The following is a 23625-nucleotide window of genomic DNA, read 5'->3' as shown; positions in this document are numbered from 1 at the left end:
TACTTTGCACATCCATACAGTTCATGGGAGCGTGGAGCAAACGAGAATGCTAACGGTCTGCTTCGTCAATATGTACCGAAAGGTTCTGATTTACGTGAAGTTAGTGAGGACGTGATATCTCTCGCCATGGCAAGAATAAATTACAGGCCAAAGAAGTGTTTAGGCTTTAAACAGCCAGCCGTGATATTCAAAGAAATGTGCATGGCTGCTTAAATGGGGAAGTGTCGCACTTCGGACTTGAATTCGGGACTCACAAGCTTTTTGTAATCTTTGAAATTCACGTCGTAGGCTTTCTCACCGTAGATGTAAGTCTCGCTGACGGTTCTGTCGTCACCTAAGCTCATTAGTACAAATAGTTTTTCTTCAAGCTTGGTCGCTTGTTCCATTCTGAAGCGCATCAGTTGTGTCGCGTGCAGATCCAGTACTACGAAGTCGGCCTCTTTGCCTACTTCTAAGTTACCGATTTTATCCTCTAAATGCAGAGAACGTGCGCCACCTAAAGTTGCCAAAAACAGCGATTTAGCAGGGTGAAGTTTCTCTTGTTGAAGCTGCATGATTTTGTACGCTTCGCTCATGGTTTGTAGAATCGAGAAGCTGGTACCAGCGCCAACGTCTGTTCCCATTCCAACACGAATACCGTGCTCTTCCATTTTTGGTAGCTTGAACAACCCAGAGCCTAAAAACAGGTTGGAAGTAGGGCAGAAGGCGATTGCAGAATCGGTATCCGCTAGGCGTTTGCATTCGCAGTCTGATAGGTGAATACCATGTGCAAATACTGAACGCTTATGCAGCAAGCCATAGTGGTCATACACATCTAAATAACTGTCGCGTTCTGGGAACAATTCTAGAACCCAGTCGATCTCTTTCTTGTTTTCAGAAAGGTGAGTGTGCATGTAAACGTCTGGGTACTCTTCGAGTAATTTCCCAACCGTCGCCAACTGTTCTGGCGTACTGGTTGGTGCAAAACGTGGCGTTACTGCGTAGTGTAAGCGACCGCGGTTATGCCATTTCTCGATGAGTTCTTTTGAATCTTCATAGCCAGATTCAGGAGTGTCGGTGAGGTAATCGGGCGCATTGCGATCCATCAAAACCTTACCTGCGATCATACGTAGGTTACGCTTCTCAGCTTCTTCAAAGAACACGTTGACTGACTCTTTGTGTACGGTGCCGAACACGAGTGCTGTCGTGGTGCCGTTGCTCGCCAGTTCGTCTAGAAATAGCTTCGCCACTTTGTGCGCGTAGACTGGGTTTTTGAAACGTTTTTCTTCTGGGAAGGTGTAGTTCTCTAACCAATCAAGTAGCTGCTCACCGTAAGACGCGATCATCCCCGTTTGAGGGTAGTGGATGTGCGTATCAATAAAACCAGAGGTGATCAGTTTGTCTTTGTATTCTTTTACTTCGAGTGTTTTAGGCTGACGCGCCAATACGTCATCGGCATGACCTAAGTCTACGATGTGGCCATTCTCAACCACTAAAACACCGTCTTCAAAATAGTCGTAAGACTCATCGATACCGACGTCCTTTGGGTCGGCTACGCTGTGTAAAATACTGGCGCGATAAGCTTTGCGTTGCGTTGTCATGTTTACTTCCTTTTAATGACTTCAGTAACGTTATGGCTACTGAAGCTTTGCGACTTGTATTAGGCGATCTTCTCTTCCAAAGGAGGTTCACCTACATCGCTTGATTGACTGTGTTGATCGGTCAAATCCTGATTTTGATATTGTTTGGTTGGGCGCTTTTGTTCAAGCGCTTGGCCCTGATAGTGTGCGATCAGTTCACCCGCAACCGATACCGCGATTTCAGCGGGATGTTTGCCATTCACAGCGCTAATGCCAATTGGGCAAATCATAGTTTCAATTTGCTCTTGGCTGTAACCACGTTGCTCTAAGCGGAAGTCAAACTTCTTACGCTTGGTCAGCGAGCCGATCATGCCGAAGTAACGGCTGTCTTCACGGTCGATAATGGCTTTCGTTAAATCGAAATCAAGCTGGTGGTTGTGGGTCATTACTAGGTAGTAGCTGTTCGGTGGCATGTGTTTAACTTCGCCAACCGGATCGTCGGTGACTAGCTTTTTGACACCGTGAGGAAGCGTGTCAGGGAACACTTCTTCACGTTCATCAATCCAGGTCACACGGAAGGGTAGGGTCGCGACAATGTGCAGCAGCGCTTTTGCCACATGACCAGCGCCAAACAGCACGAGGTGGTTCTGTTGAGTGCCAATCGGTTCAAAGCTTAATGTTGCCATTCCGCCACAACATTGGCCTAAACGAGCCCCTAGGTTAAAGCGTTCCACTTTGAGCGATTTTTCACTGGCAATCAGCATTTCACGCGCCATTTTAGTGGCCACATGTTCAAGGTGACCACCACCAATCGTAGCGATGATTCGGTCACGAGTGACAAGCATCTTGGTACCCGCATCACGTGGCACTGAGCCTCTGTCTTCAAGCACTGTCACCATGACACATGGTTCGTAGTTCTCTTCCAGTTTTGCCAGTTCGTGAATCCAATTATCCTTAAACATATGTCCTCCTAAATCCCTTCTCTGCTTCCTAAGCTCGATATCAGCCTTATTAAGCCGTTTCTGATTGAGCATCGACCGAAGTCGGGGCTGTTTCAGAGACTTCCTGTATCGCCATCAAAATACGCTCTGGCGTTGCTGGTGTGTTGAGCTTAGGAATTGCACCATCAACAGCTACGTAGCTAATCGCATCTTTCAATGCACTCCATACCGACATCCCCAACATGAAAGGTGGTTCACCCACGGCTTTCGAGTTGAATACTGTGTCTTCTGGGTTGCTGCGGTTTTCCAAAAGATGCGTTCTGAAATCAATTGGCATATCCGCAATCGCAGGGATTTTGTAGCTTGCTGGGCCATTGGTCATTAAGCGACCTTGTTGGTTCCATACCAGCTCTTCTGTCGTTAACCAGCCGACACCTTGCACAAAGCCGCCTTCGACTTGGCCGATGTCAATCGCGGGGTTCAGTGAAGCGCCCACGTCATGCAGAATATCAACACGCAGAATCTTGTTCTCGCCAGTGAGAGTATCGATGATGACCTCTGAACAAGAAGCACCGTAGGCGTAGTAGTAGAACGGACGACCGCGCGCCTTCTCGTGATCGTAATAGATCTTCGGAGTGCGGTAGAAGCCAGTGCTCGATAGCGAGATTTGGTTAAACCAAGCCAGTTCAACAAATGAGTTGAAGGTCATGATTTCATCGCGGATCTGCACCATGCCGTTCTTAAACACCACTTCTTCTGGAGACACTTTGAAGTGTGCAGAAGCGAAGTCGATCAGGCGCTGCTTAATGGTTATTGCTGCGTTTTGCGCGGCCTTACCGTTGAGGTCGGCGCCCGATGAGGCTGCGGTTGGTGATGTGTTCGGAACTTTGTCTGTGTTTGTAGCGGTGATCTGTATACGTTCGACATCGACTTGGAACTCCTGTGCAACGATTTGTGCCACTTTTATGTTCAAGCCTTGCCCCATTTCCGTACCACCGTGATTCAAATGAATACTGCCATCGGTGTAGATATGGATAAGCGCACCTGCTTGGTTCAAGAAAGTCGCAGTAAACGAGATGCCGAATTTCACCGGTGTGATAGCAAGACCTTTCTTCAAGATAGGGCTCTGCTTGTTGAACTCAGCAATTTCTTTACGACGTGCGTGATAGTCACTGCTGCGTTCAAGCTGTTCGGTTATCTCAGGTAAAAAGTTGTCTTCAACGGTTTGGTAGTAATGGGTTACATTACGGCCTTCTTCGCCGTAGTAGTTCGCCTTACGTACTTCCAAAGGATCTTTTTTCAGGTAACGCGCAATCTCATCCATGATGTGTTCGATAGTCATCATGCCTTGTGGACCACCAAAGCCACGATACGCAGTGTTCGATGCTGTGTTGGTTTTGCATCGATGACCAACCACAGTTGCATCGCCTAGATAGTAAGCGTTGTCTGAGTGGAACATTGCACGGTCTACGATAGAGCTTGATAAGTCTGGCGAGTAACCACAGTTACCTGCAACGGTAATGTCAGCACCTTGAATCACACCATTGTCGTCGAAGCCGACGGTGTATTGGTTGTAAAACGGGTGTCGCTTACCGGTTTGCTGCATGTCTTCGTTACGCAGTAGGCGCATTTTGGTCGGTCGGCCTGTCAGGTGGGCAATCACCGCTGCCATACACGCAGGAGAGGCTGCTTGAGTCTCTTTACCACCAAAACCACCACCCATACGACGCATATCAATCACGACTTTGTGCATCGGTACGCCAATCACTTCCGCAACTAGTTTTTGAACTTCGGTCGGGTTCTGTGTTGAGGTGTAGACGATCATGCCACCATCTTCGGTTGGCATTACGCTACTGATTTGAGTTTCTAGGTAGAAGTGCTCTTGGCCACCGATCTCTAGGTCACCAGAGATCACGTGTTTCGCTTTTGCCAATGCTGCTTTTGAGTCACCACGCTGTTGAGTGTGGCTCTCTGTCACGAAGTGCTCTTTTGCTAGCGCTTCTTTAACATCAAGGATGGCAGGTAGCTCTTCGTATTCAATAATGGCTGCATGTGCCGCTTTTCGTGCCGTTTCTAGATCGTTTGCTGCTACGGCAATCACGGGTTGACCGTAATATTCTACTTTGCCGTCAGCAAGCAGTGGGTCACCCGGTAGGATTGCACCGATATCCAGCTCACCCGGTACGTCTTTGGCTTGGATAGCAATTGCCACACCTTCAAATTCGTAACACGGTGATACGTCGATTTTAGTGATCTTCGCGTGTGCTTGTGTGCTCAGGCGTGCGTACACGTGCAGTTGATTTGGGAACTCTAGGCGGTCATCAATGTATACCGCTTCGCCCGTTACTTGTTTGGCAGCACTGTCGTGTTTAACGCTTTTACCCACGCCAGTTTTTAGGTCTTGTTTTGCAATGGCAACCATCTCTTCGTGGGTCATCGCATTGCTCTCGTGAACAGAGGAATTTGATTTAGACATAAGACGTTACCCTTGTTTCGATTTGGTTGTTTTTGTTCTGTTGTTCAATGAAGTAGCGACGCAGCATGTTAGCCGCCGACAATGAACGGTATTCTTGGCTTGCACGGAAATCAGATAGCGGCTCAAAGTCGTTATACAGTTCTTGCATCGCTAACTTAATATTAGCGTCTGTCCATGGTTTGCCTAATAACGTATTTTCACAACGGGTTGCGCGCTTAGGCGTTGCTGCCATACCACCAAAGGCGATACGAGCGTGTGTTACCTTGCCTTCTTCCACTTGAATATCGAACGCGCCACATACTGCAGAGATGTCATCGTCTAAACGTTTAGATAGCTTGTAAGCTCGGAAACTGTCATTGGCTGGTTTAGGGATGATGATTTGCTCAATGAATTCACTCTCTTTTTGAGCTGTCACCTTGTAGCTGATGAAGTAATCTTCGATCGGCATGATGCGTGACTCATCACCACAGCGCAGTTTGATTTTCGCGTTAAGCGCAATCAGCAGGGGAGGCGTATCACCGATAGGCGAAGCATTGGCAACATTGCCGCCGATGGTGCCTTGGTTACGTACTTGCAGCGAAGCAAAGCGGTGTAACAGTTCACCAAAATCAGGGTAGTGTTTTTTCAGAAGTGAGTAAGAGTCACTGATTGGAAGGTTGGCACCAATGATTAAATCGGTGTCTGTCTCTTCACATACCTTCATGTCTTCAACAAGGTTTACGCTGATCAGTGTTTCAATTTCGCGATGGAATTGCGTTACTTCCAGTGCTAAATCCGTACCGCCAGCAACCAGCTTAGCGTTCGGGTGAGCTTGGAAAAGCTTGGCCAACTCATCGGTACTTCTCGGGGAAAAAGCAGTGAGATGGCCAAGGCGTAAGTTGGCTTCGGTGTCTTGAATACTTTCTAGCTTCTCGATGGTTTTGCGCTCGAGTTCAGCAAATTGATCAATCAAAGGTTGGTCTGTTGAAAGCGACATTGCAGCATCAACAATAGGGCGGTAGCCAGTACAACGACATAAGTTACCAGCCAATGATTCCATGACGTCTTCTTTGCTTGCATCTGGTTTGTTTTTACCAAGCGCAAACATCGACATGATGAAGCCCGGTGTGCAGTAACCACATTGGGAGCCGTGAAAATCGACAACCGCTTTCTGTACTGGGTGTAATGACTTATCTCGGTTTTGCAGATCTTCTACTGTGATCAACTGCTTACCGTGTAACGCTGACACAAATGTAAGGCAAGAGTTCACCGAACGGTATTGCAGTTGTCCATCAACTACTTCACCGAGAACGACGGTACATGCGCCACAGTCACCTGACCCACAGCCTTCTTTGGTACCTGTTTTATTTATCTTGGTACGAAGGTAATTGAGCACTGTCATATTTGGCGACAGATTGTCTTCACGTCTTATTTCCTGATTGAGCAAAAAAGTAATCAAGAGACCTCCTTGTAAATCGACATTGTTCCATGTGTATTCTTTTTGACTTCTAGGTCAATAATTATCCATCCTGACCCTGTGGTCAACTATTTATTTACAAAAATGCAACAATGAGGTGTTTGTTTAGATTGTATACAATCCTTTTTTATTTTTAGAGCTATGTTTTATATGGGTTTTTACTAGATGTGTTAAGTTTTATGCTGTGAATGAATTGTTGGCTATGTATACAAAATAAAGGCAAGGTTTTGGCGTTTGTGGAATTATGTAAACGAGACCAAATTTTTCGTTTAGGTCTGAATAGGGGGGAGTTAGAGGTGAAAATGCACCGATCTTTGTGTTTAGTCTTTTGGAGAGGACACAAAAAAGAGAAGTAAACACAGTGGCTTACTTCTCTCCCGTCTTGTTAACAAAAAGTTGTTAACAAAAGCTGCTAAAAGAAGGTTGGTAACAAACAATTGCTAGAGGTTCGCTATCAATTGTTTGTTACGATTTGCTTTTAAGTAGATCAGAGAACACAACATGCAGATCGCTAGACGCTGTGCTGCTGTCTAGATTGAGCTTAGAACGAATGTGATTAAGGTGTTCCTGCATGAGTTCAACGGCTTGTTCTTCATCACCAGACTCAATCGCATCAAGCAACCCTTCGTGTTCATCTAAAGAACAGTTCGAGTGATTACCTGTTTCGTATTGAGCGATAAGCAGAGAGGTTTGTGACACTAGGCTGCGTTGGAAAGCGAGCAGAGGAGCGTTTTCTGCCATTTCAGCCAGCTTGATATGGAACTCACCAGACAGTCGTAAACCAGAGCCGTAGTCACCTTGCTCAAAGGCGCAGTTCTCTTTTGCGACCAGCTTTCTGCACTCTTCAATTTGCGCTTTGGTTGCATTTTTAACGGCAAGCTCTGTGATAGCGATTTCCATCACTTCACGCGCTTTGAAGATTTGCTTGGCTTCATCTACCGTTGGCGCAGCAATCATGGCACCTCGGTTAGGACGGATAACCACAACTTGCTCTAAAGAGAGACGCAGCAAGGCACGGCGAATGATTGTGCGGCTAACTCCGAAGATTTCTGCTAGTGCTTCTTCGCTTAATTTTGTGGCTGGTGGCAGCCTTTGTTCTAATATTGCGTCGAAGATATGGCAGTAAACAACATCGTCTTGAGTCTGGCCTGTTACTTTTGTTTTTACACCTTTGGAGACAGAGTTTTTGAGAGCTGTCATAGAGATAAGGGCCCTTGTTTAGTCGAGTCGAGTTGGTCGAGAATAATTCATGAGTATTAATCTATATTGTATACATTTATCTATACAATGCCACCGGATGAAAGTGCGAGGTACGCTTATTTGTTAATGACTTATAACATTTAGTTTGCAGGGAACTGTGCCAAATATTCCGTTTTAAGCCACTCTCACGATTGTTAAACGCGGTTATCACCACAGCTGTAAGCAACGATCTGGCTGATTTCGCTGAGGCTACGACCTGATTGCTGCTGCCACTCGTTGAAAGCTTTACTTGCCGCAACTTGGGCTCGCTTGGTGTTACGTCCGCTGTCGATCACATTCGTACTTCGCAGGTGCGCTTCAACGTCAGAAGACAGAATGAAAGTGTCTTTACCCATTTGACGTAAGGTGTAGGCGCCTGTATTTCCGCCCAATCGCTTGCCGTGTTTTTTCAGGTAATCCCACAATTCTGTAATTCGCTCTGAAGGCCAGTCGGCAACCATTTGTGAGAATGAATCCGCTTCACGCTTGGCATTGCGGATCATCATGGCATTAGCAGGAATCGTCATGACTTTAGTGAGGTGACGAATAATACGCGGGTCTTGCGCTTTCTGTTCCCACATTTCATTTGGCAGCATCAGCATTTTTTCGATGTCGAATCCAAAGAACACTTCTTCAAATTGTGGTCATTTCTTTCTCACCACATTCCAAGAAATACCACACTGGAACACCTTTTCAGTAAAAGCTGCTAGCCAGCGGTCGTCGGTGATTTGTGATAGCTGGGCTTGTGATAGAGGTGCTCGAACAATCTTTTCGAGTTCGGCTGCTCCACCTTTACGATGGGCCGCACGTTGATAAATGGTGTCGAATTTTTCTTGGGTCATTGAAGGTTCCAAATTAATGCGATGTTCTAAGATATGGGGTCGAATCTGGCAATTAAAACGATTCTGTTAACTAAAGTAAGTCTGTTAATAAAAACGAACAAGCCGAGTAAAACACGCTAGCTGAGCTTTAATTCCATTTGGTACAGAGGCCAGGTGTTGCCATTGAATTCTTTGCATTTTGGTTCTTTGTCGACCACTTGAAAGCCCGCTTTGTCGTAGCAACGTTTTGCTCCGATATTCTGCTGAAAGACCGCTAAGCTGATGGTGGTGACATCAGGGATTTGTTTCGCAGCGTCTAATGCACTTTCTATCATGGACTGTCCAAATCCTTTACCACGCTGACTTGGATGAATGGCGACTCGGCAGAAGCGAAGTTCACTGTCTGACATACGTTGAAACTCCATAAACCCGATCAGTTCAGTGTGATTGCTGTTTGAACTTGGTTCAGAGAGATCACTAGATTCAGAGAAGGTATAAAGCTCAACTTGAGGTTCTTGAGAGCGTTTGATAATCGATTCGGCTTCTAACGGCCAACCAAAGGTTCGACCTCCCCAAAGCACATAGTCTTCGAGCGATGTGAACCAAGTGACGATCTCGTCGGCATCGGATGCCTTAAAGCGGTTTATTTCCATATCCTTCTTTCCTTGTCGTGTGTCTCTTTTTCTAAGCCACTAAACTTCCGCGCTCAACTGCTCAAGAAAGCCGCGCATGTAGTCAGTGCGCTTGTTAGCTTCTAACTTGGCGGATTCGGTATTCATGGTTTCAGCGAGCTTAAACAGCTTCACGTAGAAGTGATCGACGCTGTAATGCTTGTCATCTAAGTCACGTTGATTCGCGAACGGGTCTTCGTGGTTGTACAGTTCAGCGTTAAAGCTTTGACCTACGTACAGGCAGCGAGCAATACCAATTGCACCGAGAGAATCAAGGCGATCCGCATCTTGGACGATTTGCGCTTCTAAGGTTTCCGGTGTGATGTTGGCGCTGTAGCTGTGGGTGACAATGGCATGATGGATCTCATCAAGATAAGACGCGGGATAGTCGATAGACTTAAGGAAAGCGATCGCTTTGTCTGCTGCCATTTTCGAGCTTTGGGCTCTGTCTGGGTGGTTCTTAGGAAAGGTGAAACAATCATGAAGATAAGCCGCTGGTAAAACGACTTCAAGCTTAGCTTGTTCTTGAGCACACAATGCTTTTGCAGTTTTGACGACACGCTTAATATGGCTGATGTCGTGTGCTGCATCTTGTGTCATTTCTTGCTGTGCAAAATCAAGCAGTTGGTCTTCAAACTTTTCCTTCACGCGTCTCTGTCTCCGTTACTTGTGTTGCTTAATACCTAACATTTATTTCAAATCGACTTTAACAGTTTCAAGCGTGAGTTTTTATCTTTTATAAAAACTATACCAACAAAAAAACCGACTCTGTGAGTCGGCTTGATAGAGAGGCTTGTCTACGTTGATAAAAGCATTATCAACGGTAGTGAAAGCTTAAGCTGCAGCTTGTTGAAGCTGTGCCAATACGTGATGTAGAGAAGGACTGATGGTGTGCCCAAGCGCCTTTACTTCATCACATGGTTCGACTAAATCAGGGATTTGGAAGCTGATCATGTTGGCGGCCATCGATGCGCGAATACCGTTGTTTGAATCTTCAAACGCTAAGCAAGTTTCAGGTTCAACGCCTAAGCGCTCTGCTGCCAGCAAGTAGATCTCTGGGTGAGGCTTACCATTAGTGACTTCGCAGCCTGTGCTTAATGAGGTGAAATAAGAGTCTAAGCCAGCAAGTTCCAGCTTTTTCTTCGCAATGTCAAGCTGCGTGGAGGTTGCCACCGCGATTGGAATGTCGTTCGACTTTAGCCATTCAAGCAGCTCAATCACGCCATCTTTGACCGGAATCGCTTGGTTCTTAACAATCGCGCTATAGCGAGTACGCCATTCATTATTTAGAGCCGGATAGTCAAGATCTTCGCCATAACCATTTTTAAAGATCTGTTCGATAGTTTTTGCGTTACAGCCGATGATGCCTAAGTAAACGTCCTTTAAAAAAGGGACACCCTGCGCGTGACATGCTTCTTCAAAAATCTGCATACACAGGCGTTCAGTATCAAGGAGTAGGCCATCCATATCAAAAATAGCTGCTTGGAATTTCATATCCGTGGTTCTTTATGTGTTGTGGTCATGAGGGCGAGTATTTTGACATAGCCACTAGGTATAGGCGAGTCAAAGCTTTGTGAAAAAAACGAGAAGGTTTATAGCAAGCAGTACTTAGAGTTTGTTTTTTTACGATCAAGGTGATATGCATCTTGTTGTTTTAATAGCCAAAAGATCTTATAGGTTAATTTTATAGATTTCGATGTTCTAACAGAAACAATGAACATCAGAATGCATAACAATCTAGCGGCTGTGCTCGAACGAAAAATTACATTCTTGATACTTATTGGCCTGTTATCGTGACCATAATCTTATAAAAAACAATCCATTAAAACGCTCAATGATTGTGTGATCTACCAATAAGTAGCGCATTGAACATAAAGACAAAATAACCCTAGTCCACATTTTTAGCAGGGTTGCTTATGTTGTATTTTGAGTTTCTATTTTTGCTTATTGTCCTCTATATCGGTTCTCGTTATGGTGGTATTGGTTTAGGGGTTGTTTCGGGCATTGGTTTGGTGATTGAGGTCTTCATCTTCAAGATGCCACCAACGTCGCCACCGGTTACTGTAATGCTGATTATTCTCGCGGTCGTGACTTGTGCGTCGATCCTCGAAGCGGCTGGTGGCCTGAAGTACATGTTACAAGTCGCGGAAAGGGTACTGAGAAAGAACCCGAAACGCGTCACCATGATAGCCCCATTTGTTACTTATTCGATGACGTTCCTATTGGGCACTGGCCACGCGGTTTACTCAATCATGCCTATCATTGGTGATGTGGCATTGAAGAACGGGATTCGTCCTGAGCGCCCGATGGCAGCAGCTTCTGTTGCATCTCAACTTGCGATCACAGCATCGCCGATCTCGGCAGCCGTGGTTTATTACTTAGCGCAGCTATCGGATATTCAACACTCTATCACTTTGCTTTCGATTCTATTGGTGACGGTACCTGCAACGCTATTCGGTACTTTTCTACTTTCTCTGTACAGCTTAAAACGCGGTAAAGAACTGAATGACGATCCTGAGTACCAAGAGCGTTTGAAAGATCCTGAGTGGAAAAAGCGCATTGAGAGCACGACAGCAACATCATTAGATGAAGTGCTACCTAGTTCAGCTCGTAATGCGGTATTAATTTTCCTACTTTCTATTGTCGTGATCGTCATTGTGGCGATGGTGCCTGAGATTAGAACCATTGTAGACGGCGACAAGCCAATTAAGATGTCAGTCATTATCCAAATGATGATGCTCTGCTTCGGCGGTATCATCTTGCTGGCAACTAAAACTGACCCACGTGATGTACCAAATGGTGTGGTATTCAAATCGGGTATGGTGGCGGCGATTGCTATCTTCGGTATCGCTTGGATGTCGGATACCTATTTCCAATACGCAATGCCTCAGTTCAAATCTGGCATAGTTGAAATGGTAACGAACTACCCTTGGACCTTCGCACTAGCACTATTCATCGTATCGGTTGTGGTGAATTCACAAGCCGCAACTGCACGTATGATGTTGCCTGTCGGTCTTGGCCTAGGATTAGATCCAGCGCTGCTTATCGGCTTGATGCCAGCGGTTTACGGCTACTTCTTCATCCCGAACTACCCATCAGATATCGCAACGGTGAACTTCGATGTCTCGGGCACTACTAAGATTGGCAAGTGGTACTTCAACCACTCATTCATGTCGGTGGGCTTGATCGGTGTAGTAGGCGCATGTTGTTTAGGCTACGCACTAGCACAGATTTTTATCGCTTAATGTAATTAGCTAAGTAAGAAACGAAAAACAGCGCCTGAATTGGCGCTGTTTTTGTTTGATCATGGTGTATTAAAGAAATTGGTTAATTAACTTTACGCACTCGGAAGTCATAGAATGAAAATAAGGCCACTCAATAGGGGCTGAGTGACCTTCAGGAGTTTTGCTATAGGCAGGAGTACAAATTTCCGTCAACTAAAACTGAATTGGGATCGCCATTTTGATCAAGAATTGTTGCAGATGCTCGGTATCCTACTTTTAGGTAGCCTAGTTCATTTTCAAGATTCATCGCATGGGCAGGGTTAGTGCTGGCCATTTGGTAAGCGTGTTCTGGGCTAACGCCCCAATCAATAAGGTTCCTTACGGACTGAGCCATAGTGATATGCGCGCCTGCGAGGTTGCCGGCTTCGTTTACCAACTTCCCATCTTTGACTTGAATCTTTTGACCATCAAGAGTGAAACTTTCATCTGGGTTACCTACTGATGCCATCGCATCAGTAACAAGCACCATCTTGTCTTTTGGTTTGAGTTTAAAAGCCATCAGTAGGTTTAGTGGATGAACGTGAATGCCGTCTGCAATATAAGAAGCCCAGTACTTATCTTCACTTAGTGCGACTCCGACAGCTCCAAGTTCGCGGCCTGTCTGTGGTGACATTGCGTTATATAGATGTGTAAAGCCGTGTATATTCTCACTTTTATCTGTGAGGTCTTGCTCGTTAAGGTTGGTATGTCCAGCAGCAATGATACAACCTTTATCTTTCAGCCATTTAATTGACTCTGAGCTCACTTTTTCAGGTGCTAAAGTGATGAAGTTAATGCCATTAGTTAGCCACGGAAAAGCATTTAATTGTGCAGGGCTTGGGCTGTAGAAATTATTTTCATCGTGTGCGCCCTTTTTCGTCGGGTTTAACCATGGACCTTCTAGGTGAATCCCAAGTAAACCATCAACTCTTTGTTCCATCCCTTGCTTAACTGCGTTTAATGCTGCAGTCATCACTGAAGGTTTTTCACTGACGAGAGTCGGCAATAAGTATGCAGTGCCACCTTTGCGGTGCGCTTTGATGATAGTTTCAATTGCTGGAATAGATTGAGCATCATTGAGCATTACACCACCACCGCCGTTGACTTGGATATCGATAAAGCCTGGGATAATAGTAGCGTCACCATAGTTGACCAACTCGATATTTGAGTCGACTTTATCGATTGGTGTTATCCCAAAGATCTTATCTTGATCAAATACTAAAGCGTGGTGTTCTAAATAGCGTTCACCATCAAACAAGGTATGTGCGGCAATGGCTTTCAACATAGTGCTATCCCTATCTCATTTAGCTTTTTTGGCACTAGCGGCAGCATCGAGATACCACGAGGTAGCGACTTCGAGACGCGTTAATGCAGAGCCTACCGTTACTGAAAGTGCTCCAGCTTGGATTGCTTTCTTGCATAGCTCTGGAGAGTTGAATCTACCTTCCGCCATAGTAAGAAAGCCTGCTTGAGCAAATTTGGTGACTAATTCAAAATCTGGTTCTTCAGGAGTAATTTCTCCAGTGTAGCCAGAAAGTGTAGAACCAATTAATTCGATACCTTGCTCATGAGCCCAAGAGCCATCGGCAAACTCGGCACAATCGGCCATGCCAATGCAGCCAGATTGAACAATGGCTTTTGCGATGACTTGACGATCCTCTGGTCGAGTTCGATCTGTTGCGTCGAAGGCTATAATCGCGGCCCCAGCTGCTTCTAATGCCTTCACATCATCCACAAAAGGGGTGATACGTACGGGACTATTAGGTAAATCCCTTTTTACTATACCAATGATTGGAATGGATACTGCTTTAGCAACAGCTTCAACGCGAGCTGTGCTTTCAATTCTTAGTGCTGGTGCTCCTGCCATTTCTGCTGCTTTCGCCATTGCAACAACAAATTCGGTGGTGTCGAGTGGACTTCCTTCAACTGGTTGGATAGAAACGACGATAGTGTCGGCCAGTGTTTTGGCTATTTTAGTGATATCCCAGTTCTTCATGACTCGCCTCTTTAGATGATTTTTATTTTTTCAGAACTAACTTATGACGTATTTATACTCATGAAAATAATCTTCATCAATAGGGAGGATAATATTTTTTATCAAGATCACAGATTTTCTTCATGTAGTTTGAAGAATTTTTTTATTGTGTTGATAATTGACTCGACTAAGGGAAGCTGCTTTGCGGTTTAAATACAATATTAATAAAACAAAGGGTTTGGAGGGTACATGAACGGTATCTTTTCTGTACTACAAAAGATCGGTCGGGCATTTATGTTGCCTATTGCCGTTTTGCCAATGGCGGGTATTTTACTTGGGATTGGTGGGGCATTTACGAGTGGGCCACTAATTGAAACTTATAATTTGACCTTCTTAGCTCCGGGAACAATTGCTAATCAGTTCTTGGTACTCTGCTTCCAAGCAGGTCTATTCGTGTTTGTAAACCTACCACTGCTGTTCGCGGTTGGCGTTGCGATTGGTATGGCAAACAGTAATAAAGAAACAGCTGCACTTTCAGCGGTGCTTGGCTTTTTACTATTTCACACTGTGATTGGTGCAGTCCTAGGTTTCCAAGGCTTTTCACCAGAGACTACTAGTGTTGAAGGCTTAATCGCGGCTGGCGCAAACCCAGATGAAGCTGTGGGCTTAGCCTCAATGTACACTAAGGAGCTTGGTATATTTACCTTGCAAACTGGCGTGTTTGGGGGCATCACTTGTGGTCTTCTATCGGCTTTTATTACCAACCGTTTTTCAAACGTTACATTGCCAGACTATTTAGCGTTCTTCAGTGGAAACCGCCTAGTCCCAGTTATGACTATGCTGTTTTTTATCCCACTAGCATTTATGTTCCCATTCATTTGGCCTCCGATTTTTAAATCTATTGTTTTTGCAGGCGAAGCTTTTTCTGCAATGGGTTATGTAGGTACTTTCTTCTACGGTTCATTGATGCGTTTGTTGAACGTGTTTGGTCTTCACCATGCGATTTATCCACTATTTTGGTATACAGAACTGGGTGGAGTACAAGAAGTTGCCGGTGAAATGGTTGCGGGTGGTCAGAAGATTTTCTTTGCTCAATTAGCAGATCCAACGACGGTTCATTTTAGCTCAGAAGCAACACGAACAATGACTGGTGGCTTTTTACCTATGATGTTTGGTCTACCTGCAGCAGCTCTTGCTATGTACCGTTGTGCAGATGATAAGAATAAGGCCAAGGTTAAAGGTATCCTTATTTCTGCGGCACTAACATCATTTCTGACTGGTATTACTGAACCTCTAGAATTTACTTTCTTGTTTGTCGCACCAGCCTTGTATGCAGTACATGCTGTACTAGAAGGTATCGCTTACATGTTAATGCATATGTTAGATGTAGCGGTAGGTATCACTTTTTCTCGCGGTATCATCGACTTTACTTTCTTTGGCCTGTTACAAGGAACAGCGAAGACATCTTATCAATGGATTCTGATTCTTGGCCCGATTTACGCTGTGATTTACTACTTCGTATTCAGCTTCATGATTCGTAAGTTTAACTACTCAACTCCGGGACGTAACGACGCCGAGAGCAAGCTTTACACACGTAAAGATTACAACGGTAAAGAAGGTAGTTTGATTGATGATATTGTCATCAACCTAGGTGGCAAAGAGAACATTGCTTCGATTGACGCTTGTATTACTCGTCTACGTATTACTGTGAAAGACAGCGAACTACCTGCTAGTGATGAGGTGTGGAAGTCACTGGATGCCAAAGGTGTTATTCGTTCCGGCAATGGGATTCAGTTGATTTACGGCACCCAAGCTGAAACTTATAAAAATCAAATAATAGAAAAATATCAGTTGTAACAATTGATTGAGACAAGAGCCTAGCAATCGCTAGGTTCTTGTTGTTTGAAATTACGTTATAATCCCTGCGTTAGTTATGGAACCAAGAGCACTATGAACGCACAATCTCAAGTTAATTTACTCTCGCGCCTTCGTTATGGCATGGAAGGCTACAGCCCGAAGTTAAAAAAAGTAGCTGATTTTATAGTATCTAACGCCGATAGCGCTCAGTACCTCACCATTACAGAGCTAGCAAGAGATACAGTGACAAGTGAGGCAACCGTGATTCGCCTATGTCGAGATTTGGGATTTAAAGGTTACTCTGACTTCCGAATGGGGCTGGCTATCGAGCTTAGCCAGCCGCGTTCACAGACAAACAGTGAACCCTTAAATGAGAACGCAGATAGAATTGACGCCGCGACTCAAAGTGCAATCACTAGCTTGCAAGATACTGGAGCATTGATAGATCGAAAGCAGATTGACCGCATTTGCCATATGATTCACCAAGCTGACAATATTAACTGTGTCGGTGTTGGGGCATCGAGCATTGTTGGTCGTTATTTATCTTTTCGCTTAACCCGAATAGGTAAATGCTCGACTATGTTTGAGGATACTCATATTGCAGCAATGCGTGCCGTGAAGTCGAAATCAAGTGATTTGTGGTTTGCGATTTCAAGCTCTGGTTCGACTAAAGATGTTGTATACGCTGCTACAAGAGCGAAAAGTCAGCAATCTCCAGTGGTGAGCTTAACCAACATTCGCCATAGCCCATTATCCGTTACTTCTGATGAAGTGTTAGTTGCAGCTAGGCCGGAAGGTCCTTTGACTGGAGGTGCCTTTGCATCAAAAGTTAGTGCATTGCTATTAGTTGACGTATTGATCAATCAGTTAGTGGCTGAATATGAGGAATATGCTGAATCAGTAAAGGATACTGCCGAAGTAACGATGGCGTTTATGGTTTAAGTCTCGAACGATTGTAGTCGATTTGATTTGAAAACAGCGCCTTAATTGGCGCTGTTTTAGTTTGGGAGCTTTGAAGTACTGGTTTTGTGAGTCGATATTAACGAGCTTCAAACGCCAAAGACTGAATAGCTTCTTCAATCGTTGGGAAGTGAATTTTCATTAGGCACACTTCGGCTTTCTGGAACTCATGATTGCGAATCAGTTTGGTCACGCTTTCAACCGAGTATTGCTCAGGTCGTTTGGTGAGAGATAGTTCATTTGAGCTGGATTTAAGTGAATAGCTGTTACCTTCAGAATCAATGAGGTAATCATCTTCGCCCAAGATCATGTCTGAGCATTCTGCCTGAAAGTCACTCTCGGATGCGACGTAAATCAGTTCATCATCGCCGTCGAGTTTGACTAAAGATGGCCAATGGATCATTACAGCCTCTGAATCATATATGTTGAAGTGTATCGACTATAAACAGTTTTGAGCCTTGGTTCATCTATTGATCTAGCTGTCCAAAACGTTACTTACTTTAAGAGCTACTTGCTCAAAGAGCGGCCTAGCGGTGCAAAATAGCCTTGTATCGCATTGTAGATTTCCTCTCTATGAGCGAGGTCTGGATAGAGAGGGAACATGTCAGGCTTCGTTGTGCCATCGACTAGGTACGAGTTTTCGATATCTGAGCATGATTCAATGGCGGACTCAAAAGCACGCGCCATCATCTCTGTTGGTAACGAGAAGTAACGGGCAGACGTCGCTTTGTCGGCTATGACACTTCGGGCAACGTAATCGTGTTTATCCAAGTTATTTTCGCTGAGTAGCGTGGCATCGAACAGCGACATCAGACTCTCGTTTAATGGATGAGGTCGCACCTTTCTATCGTGTAACCAACAATCGCTGGCAAACAAGATGTGTTTGCGAGGTCCTGAAGTATCGCCAATCTCAAACGCCTTTTCAGCGATGTAGTGGTCAAATGCATGCCAAAATTCGTGAGCGAGCGCACCTGCACCTGCGTTTTTCGCGAGTGCCAATTCACGCTGGTTGGGCGCGTAATGCGCTTGCACGCCTTTTCGGCCACCACTGCCAAATGCCAGCCCAAGTGTGCCACGCAAGCCTATCGCTTCAGGTGGCAGAGCCAAAATATAAGCCAGGTCTGCTAATGAATCGAATATTAAGTTCGCAGCTAAGTCCTTCTCTTCTTTGGTTACCCAAGCGCCCACACGAATGCTTCCCATACCGAAGGTCTGTTTAATATCCATGAAAGACACCTGATCGCCGTGTCGGTAGTCTGGGCCTTTGCGGGTTTTGTACTTAAAGTGGGTTAACTTCAAAGGAGTCCTTAGAAATGAGTGTATAACGTAAATGCTATCAGGTACGGCTTAGTGCCTTACAAACCTAAGCCGAGGAAGTTACCACTTTTCGGAGCCAATTTCTGAACAAAATGACTTTGGTTAGGTTGAAGGGCCTACCATGAGCTGGGATCGCCTTCGCGTGTGAGCGGAAACAATGGTTCATCGGGTTTGGCGTAACTTAGTCGGCGTAGCCTCTGGGTGACGTGATAGCTGTCTAGCCCTGATATGGTGACTGTGTCTAAAGCCTCCAAATCCAAGTATCCATCAGGCATAAAGGCATTTTTGGGGGCATGAAGCGTGACGACTTCGCCAATCAACATTTGGGTGTGATTGCTCTCTATCTGAATATGTTCTTTCAGCTCCAACCCAATTTTCAAAGCACTTTCTAATACAAACGGCGCTGAGAAGTCATCGTCATAATAAGGTGTCAGGCCGACCGACTCGAACTCGGATACTTCTTTAGGATATCGCGCCGAGGTTTGGTGAGCTTTCTTGAAAAAGTCAGCGCTAATGCTGTTGATCAAGAACTGCTTGGTTTCGAGAATGTTGTCCAAGGTGTGGCGGCGTCTTTTACACGGACGAACAATAAACCCGAATAGCGGAGGGTGCGATCCTAAATGTACCACCGAGCTTATCACTGCCAAGTTTGCTGCCCCTTGACTGTCACAGCTACCAATCAGATTCGCACTTTTGAAACCTGACAATGAGTTGACTAGACGAGTGCGCTCTCGCTGCTCCATGGCTTGAAGATCGTTCTTTGACAGGGTGATGTCCTTCATACCTTTCTCTTCCTACTTGATTAAATGAACCTGCATTTTTATGAGCCTATATGTACGAACATGGGCTTTTTATCGATCAAAGAAATCACGAACCCAGAGAGTCCACTTGGTGCGATCGATTGCTTGGTTCAGTGGCATCGGGACCTGTGAATCTGCTAGCACATGCCAGTTAGTCGTCTTTGCATAGATTTACGCATGTTGACGTCGTTTTACATCACGCAAGCTAAAGTAATGCTGTTGAATTTAAGAGTGTTAAGAAATGAAAACAGTCCGCAATATCATTTGGGCAATGATTGCCACAATGTCAGCCTTTTGGTTTGCGATGGAACCGCAATTATTCGCTTCAAGCGATGTCTTTGAATGGCGCTCAGCCATGATTCAGTACTCAGGTATTTTGTCTCTGATGTTAATGTCCATCACCATGATTTTGGCGATGCGTTTACCCATGGTTGAGAATTGGCTCAAGGGTATGGACAAGGCGTATCGAGTACATAAATGGCTAGGAATCGGTGGTGTAGCCTTGGGTGTGACACACTGGCTGTGGTACCAAATACCTAAGTCGTTAGTGATGTCTGGTGTGCTAGATAAGCCTGTTCGACATGATGGTTCAGGGCCGCAAGTGGTGTTGACTAGTTGGGAGCTGTGGGTCAACGAACTGCGTGGAGTTGCTCAGGGTATTGGCGAGTGGGGCTTCTACTTGTTGCTAGTACTACTTGTGGCTTCGCTTTGGGCGGCAGTCAAATACAAACCATTTAAACTGTCTCACCGTTTGATGTCAGTCGCGTATCTGTTTATCGCTTTTCACTCCGTGATATTGCTTAAACGCGCTTATTGGGGAGCGCCGATTTATTATTTAACTGTGGCATTTGCTTTGGCCGGATCTATCGCAGCGATATACAGCTTGTTGGGTTTGGTCGGGCGTCGTAATCGCCACTCAGCGACTATCGCTTCGACTCGCTATTTTCCACAAGCTCAAGTGATGGAATTGGTGTTAAAACCTGATGCATCTTGGCAGGGACACAAAGCAGGGCAGTTTGCGTATTTGCGCTTCGGTAATGAAGACCCGCACCCGTTTACCATTGTTTCTGGCAGTGAAGATTCAGAGCTACGCTTCTTGATCAAAGAGTTGGGTGACTTTACAAATGGCCTTTATGAGCGAGTGAGAGTGGGTGATAGCGTAAGAGTTGAAGGACCTTATGGTCGTCTTGAGTTTGATTTGAGCAAGCCACAAATCTGGGTTGCTGGTGGTGTCGGCATTGCTTCGTTCTTTGCCACACTTGAAGCACTCAAGAGTCAACAAGATCAACCTCGAATCGAGTTGTTTTACTGTACTCGTGGTATCGACGAGCATTTGGTTGAGGAGCTACTAGGCTTAGCTCATGAGGTGGGAGTAAAGCTGAACGTCATTGATACTTTGCATTCTCCAAGACTAAACGCCGGACTAATCGCAAATCAATGTGGTGATCTGAATGAATATGAGCTCTATTTCTGTGGGCCTGAACTATTCTCAACAGCATTGAAGAAAGAGTTAGACGCTTATCAATTTGATGTCGAAAAACACTATCACGAAGAGTTGTTTGTGATGCGTTAACAGCGCTTGATATCTATGGCTCGGTTAATTGATCATGCCTGGAGAGGTGACTTTGGATGGCTTTGCGTTTTCAGCCAACTAAAAGGTGCTCTCACTAAATTTGCTATTGCAGCCATTTGCTATTGAGCGATACCATATAGGGCTATTTCTTTGGAAAAGATTTGATTATGTCAGATGAAAAACTCGCACTAGAGTGGATGCGCCAACAGGCACATAAAGTAGACCCATACGTTATCAATCCATCGTTTGATGAGTGCGTTGAGCTGCTTGAACCTGCTTTCAAGAAGGGTAAGAGTGTTGCGCAGTTAAAATATCTGTTATCAGAAGCGGATCGCAGGGCTGGCGCGGCGGAACGTAAGCATGCGGCTTTAAAATACGCCAAAGAGAAAAGCCCAAATGCTGGTCAAATCTTGCGACTGCAAAGCAAGCTGCAACAAGTTCAGTTGGCTCTCAAGCTTGCCACTGGCGACAACAACATGACCATATCCCAGTTCTGTGCGGAGTATGAAGTCTCTAAGCGTGATGGCAATACAGCATGGAATGAGAAGCTGGTAGAGCAGAACAAAAGAAGATAGTAAAACAAGAAAGATAGAGAAATGAGCCCTCTGAACGGGCTCATTTTCATTGTGTTTTAGACAACCCGCTAAGGTCGAATGTTATTGAAGCTGACCTTCTGCATTCCACCCTCAAGCTTCTTCAGCTTAACCATATCTCCTTGATAGTAATACGGTTCCATTGGCATCTCGCTGTCGGTTGGCCGTGCATAGTGAAGTTCTGCTGGTTTGCCTTCCACTTGTCGCGCGTATAAGTAGCCAATCAAAGCGTGCTCAAACTGATGGTAGCCGTTGCCCCAGTGAAATGCCTTAGTACGCTTAGGTTCTAGCCCAACGCCACCGTATTTATGGTCGACCCACACATCATGAAAAGTCGGCAACGTGTATTGTAGGGTTTCTTTCATCGAACCATCGACAAGCGATACCGTCATTGCCGCTTGGTCGAGTTCAGCCCATTCCCATGAGGAAGCCCAATTTGTGTTTGGTCTGCTTTGCCAGCCAGTAATCTCTCGTCCTTGCCATGCCTTCTGAAGCTTGCCGCCAAAGTATTGGGATACATCGGAGAAGTCTTTCTGGTATTGCGCTTGGGTTAAAGTGTGCTTCATCCCTTGCATAGCGAACTCTTTCCATTCCGAGTTATCCAGAGTTTGTCCGGTAAGGTAAGTCATCCAATACGCTTTGATGGTGTGCCCAAAATCATTGTGATTGGCGTTCGGCATCATGGCTGCTTTGCTATGAATCGCACCGTAGAAGCGCTGTTCATCTTCGGAGTGGTAGTGCTCAACCATGGTTTTTGTCAGCCAATTCAGATCATCAAGCCATTTCGACTTGATAGGGTCTTTTAGCAGAGGGGCTACTAACAGCATGTAGCCGTTAATCTGGTCGAGCTGTGCAACCAATTCCCGCTGAGTGGCATTGCCATCTTCGCCGTCGGCAAGTACCCACGCTAGGCCGCTGTTGTCGTTAAGTCGATATTTATCAAAGATAAAAGCTTGTTGGGCAATGAGCGCTTCCTCTACCTGTTTATCTAGAGTTAGGTAGTAGTACATTGCCAATCCAACTAGTGCATACGCTTGATCTTGAGCCGTTCGCTGTTGCCACTCAAGCCCTGCTTTCCCGTTTTTAGTGAAGCTGATGAAGCCCCCATTTTGTCCATCTTCTAAGTGTTCAATGAGGTAGTAAGCCCCTTGCTTAGCGAGCGCTAATGCCTGTTTATCGCCGGTTAGGTGGTAGAGCACGCCATAAGCATAGGTTTGGCGTGACTTCATCCGAGTGAACTCTTTGCCAAAGTGAGGTGTGATCCAGCCTCTGTTCAATTCAGGACAAACATTAGTCACATCAAGCAATGTTCCATCATCACAGCGAAAAGTAGGGAAGTTGCCTATCGGTTCGCCCTGAGCGCTCGGCATCATCCAATAAGGCGCAAGCCCTTCAGAAGCATGATTGATCCAGTCTTGTCCAGAGGGAAGGGTGACATTGGCAGATACAGCTAAGCTTGTGATACTGAGTAATGCGATAGAGGCTCGTAACATGATGTTTATCTTAATAATTTGATTTTGTTTGAATATAAACAATCAGGTCTGCACATTGTGATTCGGCGATCACAGTCGACAAAATTATTGCGATATGAGTAAAGGTTCAGGTGATTGGAGGTTAGGTGAATCGGGTCGAGAGCGAGTTAAAGACTTCATCATTAAATGATAAATCTAACGTTATTTTATTTACTGGTGATAGTGTTAAAAGGAAATGAATTATCGAAAAACGATAATTTATTGTTGGTCATCATTTGTTTTGATCTTAGTATCCTCCTGTCAACTTAACAGGAACATTAACTATGTCTAACATCCAAAAACAAAGCCGACGTGTCCGCATGCTATTGCAGTCCTTTCTTGTACTTACTCCTATCATGGTGTGCTGATCCGCCCCAGCAGTTTTGGACACTGAGTTAAGTGAGTACAATCACTAACGAGGTGAACAATGACAACTAAGAAAACTAGAATTAAACATTCCCCTGAATTTAAAGCAGAAGCCCTGAAGTTAGCAGATAAAGTGGGAGTAGCTGCGACAGCAAGACAGCTTTCTTTACATGAATCTCAAATCTACGGGTGGCGAAAGAACTCGAAGAAAGACACCAGTACTAGTCAGCGAGAGCAAGAACTAGCC

The 23625-nt window shown here is 45.1% G+C and carries 20 protein-coding genes and 3 pseudogenes; 8 read left to right on the top strand and 15 right to left on the bottom strand.

Annotation, left to right across the window (positions count from 1 at the left end; translation table 11 throughout):
* Positions 1–213: pseudogene (locus tag L1D55_RS23890) on the top strand (IS30 family transposase); the annotation flags it as partial.
* Here L1D55_RS23890 and guaD read toward each other — a convergent pair.
* The 9 genes and pseudogenes from guaD to L1D55_RS23845 form a co-directional block, all read right to left on the bottom strand.
* Positions 210–1580, bottom strand: a complete 1371-nt coding sequence (gene guaD / locus L1D55_RS23885; protein ID WP_239919127.1) for a guanine deaminase — start codon at positions 1578–1580, stop codon at positions 210–212. The pseudogene L1D55_RS23890 and the gene guaD overlap by 4 nt on opposite strands.
* Positions 1581–1639: 59 nt before the next feature.
* Entirely contained in the window at positions 1640–2521 is an 882-nt protein-coding gene (gene xdhC, locus L1D55_RS23880) for a xanthine dehydrogenase accessory protein XdhC (RefSeq protein ID WP_004737505.1), read from the bottom strand.
* Between the two features lie 49 nt (positions 2522–2570).
* A complete protein-coding gene (xdhB, locus tag L1D55_RS23875; RefSeq protein ID WP_239919126.1) occupies positions 2571–4976 on the bottom strand; it encodes a xanthine dehydrogenase molybdopterin binding subunit in 2406 nt (801 codons plus the stop codon).
* Entirely contained in the window at positions 4969–6414 is a 1446-nt protein-coding gene (xdhA, locus tag L1D55_RS23870) for a xanthine dehydrogenase small subunit (RefSeq protein WP_105024139.1), read from the bottom strand. The genes xdhB and xdhA overlap by 8 nt, the downstream gene beginning before the upstream one ends.
* Positions 6415–6897: 483 nt before the next feature.
* A complete protein-coding gene (locus tag L1D55_RS23865) occupies positions 6898–7632 on the bottom strand; it encodes a GntR family transcriptional regulator (RefSeq protein WP_128163459.1) in 735 nt (244 codons plus the stop codon).
* A 194-nt stretch (positions 7633–7826) separates the two neighbouring features.
* Positions 7827–8513, bottom strand: a pseudogene (locus L1D55_RS23860) (DNA-3-methyladenine glycosylase I).
* 116 nt (positions 8514–8629) lie between these two features.
* Positions 8630–9145, bottom strand: coding sequence for an N-acetyltransferase (locus L1D55_RS23855; protein WP_239919125.1), 516 nt, complete (start codon positions 9143–9145; stop codon positions 8630–8632).
* A gap of 39 nt (positions 9146–9184) precedes the next feature.
* Positions 9185–9811: an HD domain-containing protein gene (locus L1D55_RS23850; RefSeq protein ID WP_239919124.1), complete on the bottom strand. Its 627-nt coding sequence runs from the start codon at positions 9809–9811 to the stop codon at positions 9185–9187.
* Positions 9812–9997: 186 nt separating this feature from the next.
* Positions 9998–10657, bottom strand: a complete 660-nt coding sequence (locus L1D55_RS23845; protein ID WP_239919123.1) for an HAD family phosphatase — start codon at positions 10655–10657, stop codon at positions 9998–10000.
* Positions 10658–11079: 422 nt separating this feature from the next.
* On the opposite strand from L1D55_RS23845, the gene L1D55_RS23840 reads away from it, so the two are divergent.
* Complete coding sequence (locus L1D55_RS23840; protein ID WP_239919122.1) at positions 11080–12408, top strand: anaerobic C4-dicarboxylate transporter; 1329 nt, start codon at positions 11080–11082, stop codon at positions 12406–12408.
* Positions 12409–12571: 163 nt separating this feature from the next.
* Here L1D55_RS23840 and nagA read toward each other — a convergent pair whose 3' ends face one another.
* Both nagA and L1D55_RS23830 read right to left on the bottom strand, forming a co-directional pair.
* On the bottom strand, positions 12572–13711 hold the full coding sequence (gene nagA / locus L1D55_RS23835) for an N-acetylglucosamine-6-phosphate deacetylase (RefSeq protein ID WP_239919121.1): 1140 nt from the start codon (positions 13709–13711) through the stop codon (positions 12572–12574).
* Between the two features lie 15 nt (positions 13712–13726).
* Entirely contained in the window at positions 13727–14422 is a 696-nt protein-coding gene (locus L1D55_RS23830; protein ID WP_239919120.1) for a putative N-acetylmannosamine-6-phosphate 2-epimerase, read from the bottom strand.
* Positions 14423–14650: 228 nt separating this feature from the next.
* Between L1D55_RS23830 and L1D55_RS23825 the strand changes: the two genes are divergently transcribed.
* Together L1D55_RS23825 and L1D55_RS23820 are read left to right on the top strand one after the other, a co-directional pair.
* Entirely contained in the window at positions 14651–16258 is a 1608-nt protein-coding gene (locus L1D55_RS23825) for a PTS transporter subunit EIIC (protein ID WP_239919119.1), read from the top strand.
* A 93-nt stretch (positions 16259–16351) separates the two neighbouring features.
* Positions 16352–17200: a MurR/RpiR family transcriptional regulator gene (locus tag L1D55_RS23820; protein WP_239919118.1), complete on the top strand. Its 849-nt coding sequence runs from the start codon at positions 16352–16354 to the stop codon at positions 17198–17200.
* A gap of 97 nt (positions 17201–17297) precedes the next feature.
* Here L1D55_RS23820 and L1D55_RS23815 read toward each other — a convergent pair whose 3' ends face one another.
* The 3 genes from L1D55_RS23815 to L1D55_RS23805 all read right to left on the bottom strand — a co-directional run bounded on the left by L1D55_RS23815 (position 17298) and on the right by L1D55_RS23805 (position 19317).
* A complete protein-coding gene (locus tag L1D55_RS23815; protein WP_239919117.1) occupies positions 17298–17621 on the bottom strand; it encodes a DUF4144 domain-containing protein in 324 nt (107 codons plus the stop codon).
* A gap of 104 nt (positions 17622–17725) precedes the next feature.
* Positions 17726–18517: a CLCA_X family protein gene (locus L1D55_RS23810; protein ID WP_239919116.1), complete on the bottom strand. Its 792-nt coding sequence runs from the start codon at positions 18515–18517 to the stop codon at positions 17726–17728.
* 134 nt (positions 18518–18651) lie between these two features.
* Complete coding sequence (locus tag L1D55_RS23805) at positions 18652–19317, bottom strand: flavin reductase family protein (RefSeq protein ID WP_239919115.1); 666 nt, start codon at positions 19315–19317, stop codon at positions 18652–18654.
* A 259-nt stretch (positions 19318–19576) separates the two neighbouring features.
* Here L1D55_RS23805 and L1D55_RS23800 point away from each other — a divergent pair, with 259 nt between their 5' ends.
* Both L1D55_RS23800 and L1D55_RS23795 read left to right on the top strand, forming a co-directional pair.
* Positions 19577–20908: a ferric reductase-like transmembrane domain-containing protein gene (locus tag L1D55_RS23800; protein ID WP_239919114.1), complete on the top strand. Its 1332-nt coding sequence runs from the start codon at positions 19577–19579 to the stop codon at positions 20906–20908.
* Between the two features lie 167 nt (positions 20909–21075).
* Complete coding sequence (locus tag L1D55_RS23795) at positions 21076–21483, top strand: hypothetical protein (RefSeq protein ID WP_239919113.1); 408 nt, start codon at positions 21076–21078, stop codon at positions 21481–21483.
* Between the two features lie 68 nt (positions 21484–21551).
* On the opposite strand, the gene L1D55_RS23790 is transcribed toward L1D55_RS23795, so the two are convergent.
* Positions 21552–22994 carry an N-acylglucosamine 2-epimerase gene (locus tag L1D55_RS23790; protein ID WP_239919112.1) on the bottom strand — a complete coding sequence of 481 codons (1443 nt, stop codon included), beginning with the start codon at positions 22992–22994 and terminating at the stop codon, positions 21552–21554.
* Positions 22995–23296: 302 nt separating this feature from the next.
* Here L1D55_RS23790 and L1D55_RS27730 point away from each other — a divergent pair.
* Both L1D55_RS27730 and L1D55_RS23785 read left to right on the top strand, forming a co-directional pair.
* Positions 23297–23377: pseudogene (locus L1D55_RS27730) on the top strand (DUF2975 domain-containing protein); the annotation flags it as partial.
* 62 nt (positions 23378–23439) lie between these two features.
* The coding region (locus tag L1D55_RS23785) for a transposase (protein ID WP_239917338.1) at positions 23440–23625 on the top strand (186 nt) is incomplete at its 3' end.

The organism is Vibrio sp. Isolate22 (assembly GCF_022398115.1).
In the GTDB taxonomy this organism is placed as follows: Bacteria; Pseudomonadota; Gammaproteobacteria; order Enterobacterales; family Vibrionaceae; genus Vibrio.
The sequence above is the reverse complement of the archived record's forward strand: the minus strand, read 5'-3'. Positions and strand labels throughout refer to the sequence as shown.